Source organism: Dysgonomonas sp. UBA7710, from assembly GCF_002482385.1.
GTDB lineage: Bacteria > Bacteroidota > Bacteroidia > Bacteroidales > Dysgonomonadaceae > Dysgonomonas.
Genome location: NZ_DLFW01000038.1, coordinates 106,642 through 114,608, shown reverse-complemented (window position 1 = coordinate 114,608; position 7,967 = coordinate 106,642). Strand labels below are relative to the sequence as shown.

Sequence of the window (7,967 nt, the reverse complement as noted above, 5' to 3'; positions counted from 1 at the left end):
GAAGCTTACGGCAGGTTAGTCTCTCTCTCTCTCTCTCTCTCTCTCTCTCTCTCTCTCTCTCTCTCTCTCTCTCTCTCTCTCTAATAAAATACAGCTAAATGCCAAATTTTCAGATGAAAAAATGCCACTTATTATTGTTGTATTTATTGTTATATATAACATATATATGGTGAAAGATTAAGGGTCGATTATTCTTATTATTTCATATTTGAAACATAAGAAATAATTGCATGCAATATTAATTAATATTAAAATATCTTTTGTTATCCGCTTTACCAAAAGAAGTCTATAATTTGACCATTGGCGTATCTATATACTTCTTTGGTAAATTGGGATACCTGAGTACCAGGATTGTTTTTGATTAATACAGAAATTTATTTTTTATTACTTCTCATTAGAGAATGAATACGGATAATCAGCAGCATTTATACCTCTTGTTATATTAGGGGTAGTAGCCATTTTGTAATTGATATTCGCACCCTTCAGCAATGTATCGTGAGTCAGGTAGTTTTTGCTATGAGTTTTCCCATTCACAGTCATAGATGATATGTACCTGCTTGCCTTACTATTATTATCAGCTTTGATAACTACTTTTTTCCCATTTTCCAGATTCAGGGTGACTGATTTGAATAATGGCGATCCCAGAATATATTCATCAGAGCCCGGGCATACAGGATAGAAGCCGAGTGCAGAGAAGACGTACCAGGCCGATGTTTGTCCGTTGTCTTCATCGCCGCAATATCCATCAGGATTAGGGTTATATAGCTTGTCCATTATTTCGCGTGCCCAGTATTGAGTTTTCCATGGTTCACCGGAATAGTTGTACAGGTAAACCATATGCTGTATCGGCTGGTTTCCATGTGCATACTGTCCCATGTCCATCACCTGCATCTCTCGCATTTCGTGAATCATACCGCGGCTTTCCATTCCTTTGCTCCCCGGTACTATAAATACGGAATCCATCATCGTATTGAATTCTTTCTTTCCACCCATCAGGTCTATCAGGCCTTGCGGATCGTGGAATACGCAGAAACTCCAGTGCCAGCTGTTACCTTCACAGAATGCACGACTCCAGTCTTCGGCTACAAACGTTTTATCGAATTCACCGTTTTCATTGCGGCCGGTCATCAGTTTGAACTTCGGATTGTAGAGATTCTTGTAGTTCATGGCGCGCTCTTTATATATGCTGGTTTCACTTTCGGGTTTGCCCAATGCTTTGCCCAATCTGTAGATAGTCCAGTCGTCATATGCATATTCTAAAGTACGTGCGGCACTTTGTCCTATTCTGACATCGTCCGGCACATAACCTAGTTTGTTGTAATATTCATATCCCAGACGCCCTGAAGCCGAAACTTTAGGATGTACATTATTAGCTCCGTGTTTCAGGGCTTCCCATAGTGTTTCAATGTCGTAACCTCTTAATCCTTTCAGATATGCATCGGCAACTACAGAAGCAGAGTTGTTCCCCACCATAATATTGCGATGGCCGGGACTGGCCCATTCAGGCAAGAATCCACTTTCCTTGTATGCGTTTACCAGACCTTCCTGCATTTTTTCGTTCATCGACGGATACACAAGGTTCAGGAATGGAAATAAGCATCGGAATGTATCCCAAAAACCAGTATCGGTAAACATATATCCCGGAAGGACTTCGCCATTATAAGGACTATAGTGAACAACTTCTCCTTTTGCATCTATCTCATAGAAGCTGCGCGGGAATAGTACCGAGCGGTAAAAACAGGAGTAGAATGTACGAAGGTTGTCTATGTTATCGTCTTTCACTTCTATCCGTCCTAGTGTCTCGTTCCATACTTGGCGGCCTTTGTCCGCTACCTGATCGAAACTGTCACTGCCGAGTTCTTTGAGGTTCAGTTCGGCCTGCTCGGGACTTATAAATGATGATGCCACACGTGCGTGAACAGTTTCACCTCTCTTTGTAGCAAAGCCGATAATAGCACCTGTATGGTTTTCTTTAGCTTCAAGTTCGTTCTTACGGATTTCACTGTCACCTACAGTTGCCTGATAGGTAAACGGCTTGTCGAAAACAATGACAAAATAGTTTTTGAAATTATCGGGTACACCGCCGCTATTACGAGTTGTGTAACCTATTATTTTGTTCTGTTCCGGAATAATTTTTATATAAGATCCCCGGTCGAAAGCATCTATAACAACATAGGAATTATCCTTTTCGGGAAAAGTGAAACGGAATATTGCCGCGCGGTCGGTTGGCGTTATTTCGGTTGTTATATCCGAATCGGCAAGATATACTTTGTAATAATATGGTTTTGCTACTTCCGATTTATGCGAGAACCAGCTGGCCCGTTTATCCTGATTGAAAACCGGCTTATCTACAACCGGCATGATGGAGAATTGTCCGTAGTCGTTCATCCATGGGCTGGGTTGGTGTGTTTGCTTGAATCCCCTGATTTTGTCGGCAGTATATACATACGACCACCCATTCCCCATTTCCCCGGTCTGAGGCATCCAGAAGTTCATCCCCCACGGACGGGCTATTGCCGGATATGTGTTACCTGTCGATAGTTCAAATTTAGATAATGTCCCTGTCAGGATACTTACATAGTCTACCGGTTCTGTTTTTATTTGCGCAAAAGTAATAATTGCAAATAAAAAGAATATACCGGAAGCAGTTACTTTCTTAATCGTGTTTTTGATATTCATAGCCGTGTGATAGTATAGTAATTGAATTTTATTTATTCATGCTGAATGATGGCGGCACAGCATTATCGTCTGAAGCCCATTCTTTATTCGGATGTTTTCCCATAACCAGTTCGAGCTTTCCTCCACGCATCAGTTCTTCATGTGAGAACCATGATTTATTCCAATCTTTACCATTCAACTTTGCTGATTGGATGTATTTATTTTCAGGAGAATAGCTGATTGCTACCACTTCAAATGATTTCCCGTTGCCGATATCCAGTTTTGCACTCTCGAAAGTCGGACTTCCTATTACATACATTGGTAATCCGGGGGTAACGGGATAAAATCCGATCTGCGAAAATACGACAAATGCAGTGAGTCCGCCTCCGTCTTCATCGCCGGGAATACCCATCAGATCGTTTCTGAACCATTGATTGAGCAACGTATGCACACGCTTTTGCGTACGCCATGGCTGTCCTGCATAATTGTATAAATACGGAATGTGCATCGAAGGCTCGTTGCCCATCGAAAATTGTCCGACATTACCGCTATGATCGGCGTAAATATGGTAAAAATCGGGCTTTCCTTTCCCCAGAGGGGTGCTGTACATATCTTCAAGTTCTTTTACAAAAGCGTCTTTTCCTCCGAGCATGCTCACTAAGTCTGCAATATTGTGCGGCACGTCCCAGCGATATACATATCCGTTATTTTCATCATAAGCATCGCGTCCGCCAATACCCGGAGGAAAGCGGTAGTCAAGGTCTTCCATGAATTTGCCTGATGCATCTTTAGGATGGAAAAACCTGGTCTCGGGATTAAATACCTTATGGTAGTTTAAGCTGCGTTTTGAGAAATAATCGGCTTCGTCATTCTTACCTAGTTGTTTTGCTATCAGAGACAGGCACCATTCGTCGTATACTGTGCCTAAAGTAACGGCGATAGGCTGGCGCCTTTCCCATCCGTGAACTTCCGGGGCTGTTTCCTTTTCTCCCTTTGACAAGGACGGGAAGTATCCATGTTCTTTGTAGAACCGGTCTAATGCTCCGGCGGGTTTGGACGACCAGGGAGCAAGTGTTTTTTCGGTGATTGCCGCTTTGCTCACATTGTATGCCTCTTCAAGATCGAATCCTCTCAATCCTTTTATGTAGGCATCGGCAACCATAGCTGCCCCGTGATTCGAATTCATACGGCGGCTGTCGCCCGTCACTTCGGGGAAGTTTGGCATCCATGGATTTTTCATCTGGCGAGTCATTACTATGTATGAGTTAACCATATCATTTTCCATTTCAGGTTCGATAATTATGCGCAACGGATGAGTCGCACGGTAAGTATCCCAGATCCAATCGTCGGTATAGAATGGACGGCCTTCATCATCATGGACTTTGCTGTCATAAGCACTGAAATATTTACCGTCTTCCGAAATGCAAATCATACGTTCGTAAGTGCGGTAAAGAGAGGTGTAAAAAACTGTCTTGGCATTCTCGTCGATACCGGAAACCTGTATTTTTCCCAATGTTGAATTCCAGATGTCACGGCCTTTTTGCGCTACGTTTTCCAGATCATAGTCTTTTATTTCACGCCTTAGATTATTTTTAGCCTGTTCGGTACTTATAAACGAGACTCCATAACGTATTTTTATTATTTTGGTTCCGGCAGGATATTTCATTACATAAAAAGCGTTCCGGCCTTGGGTGGTTTTTTCATTGCTATTTATGGTATTCCCTTTGTATGTTCCAACTTCTGAGGGTTGTATATCAGTTTCGAAATAGATATATACTTTTGTATTATTGCTAAGATTCTGATATCCGTATATTGTATTTTTGTCCGAATTGAGTTCCCCGTTCCGGGTATTAAGGATCAGATAAGCGGGTTCATTACTATTTTCGAAACCGATGTAGTAAATTCCTGCCTGATGTGACGGAGCATACTGCGCATGTATATTATAATCGTCGAGGTCGACACTGTAATAATAAGGTTTTATAATTTCGTTGTCGTAGCCGAAGTTAATCACGCTTTTTATATCCTCCGGTCCTCCCTGATACGGACTCAGATTAAAGGCAGAGCTTCCCCTATGGCTTGTGACGATAAGAGGAAGTCCTGCAATAGTATTACCTGTGTAATTTTCACGTTCGGGATATACCCGAAGCATACTGTTGGGTAGATGTACAGTCGGATACGTGGGTACCAGAAGGTGACTTATGTTACCGATATACGGATTTACAAAATCTACAGGCTGGCTTTTATTCTGGGCATTTATATTGCTTGTTAGTAAAAACAGTAAAATTAAGGTATAAGAGACGAATGTACTTTTCTTCATATTTTATTGGAATGTTATATTCAAATAAAGGCCTAATTCGATTTCAGGGTTAATGTAAGCTGTAAACATATTATACAAACTTAGATTTAGACTATTAACCGGAATCTTAATTAATTATTAATTGGCATGAAAAGGAACACTTTTGTCTTGTTTGTATACCTATAGCCTGTTCGTTAAAATATACAATAAGATAATTCTTTATTACTAGTTTGAAGTGTAATTGTATTGATGGATAGTATTTTAGGTTTGATTCAGTTTAAGAGAACTTTTCAATGGGTTGGTTTTGAATGAGTAATTAAAATTTTGTATCTAATTATGAATAACTAATTTTATATAATTTTGTACATGTGCGATACCTTAAAAGAAATAAGATGAAAATTTCCATACTTTTTGTTTTTATTTTTTGTCCTTTCCTTACTATTATCTCACAATCCAAAGATATGGATAAGAACTTTTCATATGGATTGAACTTTAAGTCACATGAGGTAAATAAAGACGACAGGACTTCCCTTGATTTACTCCCCGATGGGTTTTTAAAACTCTCAAAAGGATATACACTCGAATTTGATCTTAAACTTATAAACAGTAACCATACATACGGATATATATTCAGGATTATAGCAAATGATACCACAAGTCTGGATATGACATCTTATCTGGGGAATAATCGCATCAATTTCATACTTAACGGCATACATAATACAAAAGCCTCATCGGAATATAAATATGAACGCAAACAACTGGAAGACAAATGGGTGAAAGTAAAGATAGAGGTTCGTACAGGCTCAGTAACATTTTCCATAGGTGGAGAAGAAATATTGATTGATACACCGGATAATTCGTTGGGAATATCTACTATCGAAAAGATATACTTTGGGGCTAACAGGCATAAGTTTTTCTATACGTCTGATGTTCCTCCTATGTCGGTAAAAAATATAGAAATCAAAGATGATAAAGGAAAAATTGTCCGTAGATGGGATATGGGCCGGCATGATGTAGCTGCCGTATATGATGATACCAATGGATACAGGGCCACAGTATCGAATGGCATTTGGGAAATAGACCGGCATACAAACTGGAATAAGGACATGAGTTTGATTACCAGGAATATTTATCCCCAGATTGCAACGGATTCTATTAATAACAGAGTATTTGTAGCCACAAATGATAGCTTATATATAATGCATCTGAATAATAAGTCGGTACAACGTATAAAGGTTAATAATGGCAGGCCTTTTCAGGGTGCATCCAGTTATCTTATTTACGACTATAAAGCCGATAGGTTAGTCTCATACAGTATAAGCCATCCCGAACTGATGTTATATAACTTTGATACCAATATCTGGTCGGGCAGTCCGTCGGATATGTCTTTGTATATTCAGCACCACAACAAGTTTATAAATCCGGATACAAATCAGTTGGTGGTATTTGGCGGTTATGGTTTATATAGATATAGTGCCGCTTTATCAACCTATAATTTAGATACAGGAGAGTGGGAAACAAATGACCTTATTAACCAATTAAGCCCCCGCTATTTGTCTTCGATGGGGTATCTGGGAGATGGACAGATACTCGTATTCGGGGGATATGGGAGCAAGACCGGATTGCAGGAGGCTTCTTCCTACAATATATATGATCTTCAATTGATCGATACAAGGAATAAGACAAGTAAGGAACTGGGCACATTGACCGGGATGCAGCAGCCTTATGTTTTTGGTAATTCGATGATAATCAATGTGGGGGAGAATAAGTTTTATACCCTTGCCAACAGAAGCGATGTTTATAAATCCTCTATACGCCTGATGGAAGTGAATATGAATGACTTTTCTTTCCGGTTCCTATCCGATTCCATACCATACAATTTTCAGGATACCGAGTCTTTTTGCGATATGTTCAGATATAAGAATTCCGGGATATATGCGGTTATATTACAAAGGACAGAAGGGGGAACATTTGAAATCGGTATATATTCATTACTTTATCCGCCATTATCACAAGCCGATATTTTGCAGGTGCGCAGTACAAACAATATATTCGGTAATTCTCCGGTAACTTATATAATTATAGGATTGTTAGTTATTGTAATTCTTCTGGTAATCTATCTGTTAAGAAAGAATCGCACGGGGAAAGCCCGGTTGTCGTCTGTTGTTGAAGATAAAGAGTTTATTCCTGCCCCTATATTATCCCGGGCTACTCATGTACATAAAGAAAAGAAACGCGCAATGATATCGTTGCTGGGTGGTTTTCAGATCTTCGACAGGGAAGGAAATGATATAACAGGTCTCTTCACTCCGGTAATCAGGCAAATGTTCCTTATGTGCTTACTCGAATATATTACTACGGGAAAAGGAATAACATCCGAGCGTTTGGATGAGCAGTTCTGGTTTGATATGGATAAGAACAAGGCGACAAACAACCGGAATGTAAATATCCGTAAACTACGACTTCTTCTTCAGGAAATAGGCGATGTAACTTTTCAGAAAGATAACAGTTACTGGCATGTCAGTATCGGGGAAGATACCTTTTGCGATTATGTGACTGTAATGCATCTGCTACATGGGATATCATCTGCTGATAGCATGATCGATAAAGCTGTGATAGAAAAAATTATTGAAATTGCATCGGCAGGTTTGTTGCTGCCGAATATAGATAAGAGATGGGCGGATAAATATCAGTCCGGTTACTCGGATTTGCTTATCAATACCTTACTGAAAGCGGCAAAAACAGGAGAAATAAAAGACGATTTCCGGCTGTTGATAAAGTTGGCAGATGTAATACTTATCCATGATAGTATAGACGAAGATTCCGTGCAGATCAAATGCCGGAGTCTATATAAACTGGGACAGAAAGGTTTGTCAAAACAATGCTATGATAAATTTTGTCTGGATTATAAGAGCATTTTGAACGAAGAACCGCAACTCAAATATGATTCTATTATCCTTTCGGAATAAAAAGTTGCCGATACCCCATTCTACATTGGCATACCGGCACA

General features: G+C 39.8%; 3 protein-coding genes. 1 reads left to right on the top strand and 2 read right to left on the bottom strand.

Annotated features, from left to right (window positions below):
- Window positions 1-384: 384 nt before the first annotated feature.
- Complete coding sequence (locus B3317_RS11980; protein ID WP_414647498.1) at window positions 385-2,661, bottom strand: GH92 family glycosyl hydrolase; 2,277 nt, start codon at window positions 2,659-2,661, stop codon at window positions 385-387.
- A gap of 46 nt (window positions 2,662-2,707) precedes the next feature.
- A complete protein-coding gene (locus tag B3317_RS11975) occupies window positions 2,708-4,975 on the bottom strand; it encodes a GH92 family glycosyl hydrolase (protein ID WP_291111769.1) in 2,268 nt (755 codons plus the stop codon).
- 371 nt (window positions 4,976-5,346) lie between these two features.
- On the opposite strand from B3317_RS11975, the gene B3317_RS11970 reads away from it, so the two are divergent.
- Complete coding sequence (locus B3317_RS11970; RefSeq protein WP_291111768.1) at window positions 5,347-7,926, top strand: hypothetical protein; 2,580 nt, start codon at window positions 5,347-5,349, stop codon at window positions 7,924-7,926.
- The last annotated feature ends 41 nt before the right edge of the window (window positions 7,927-7,967 follow it).

Coding starts and splice junctions, on each gene's coding strand:
- B3317_RS11970 (WP_291111768.1), top strand. CDS start 5,347: ATGAAAATTTCCATACTTTTTGTTTTTATTTTTTGTCCTTTCCTTACT.
- B3317_RS11975 (WP_291111769.1), bottom strand. CDS start 4,975: ATGAAGAAAAGTACATTCGTCTCTTATACCTTAATTTTACTGTTTTTA.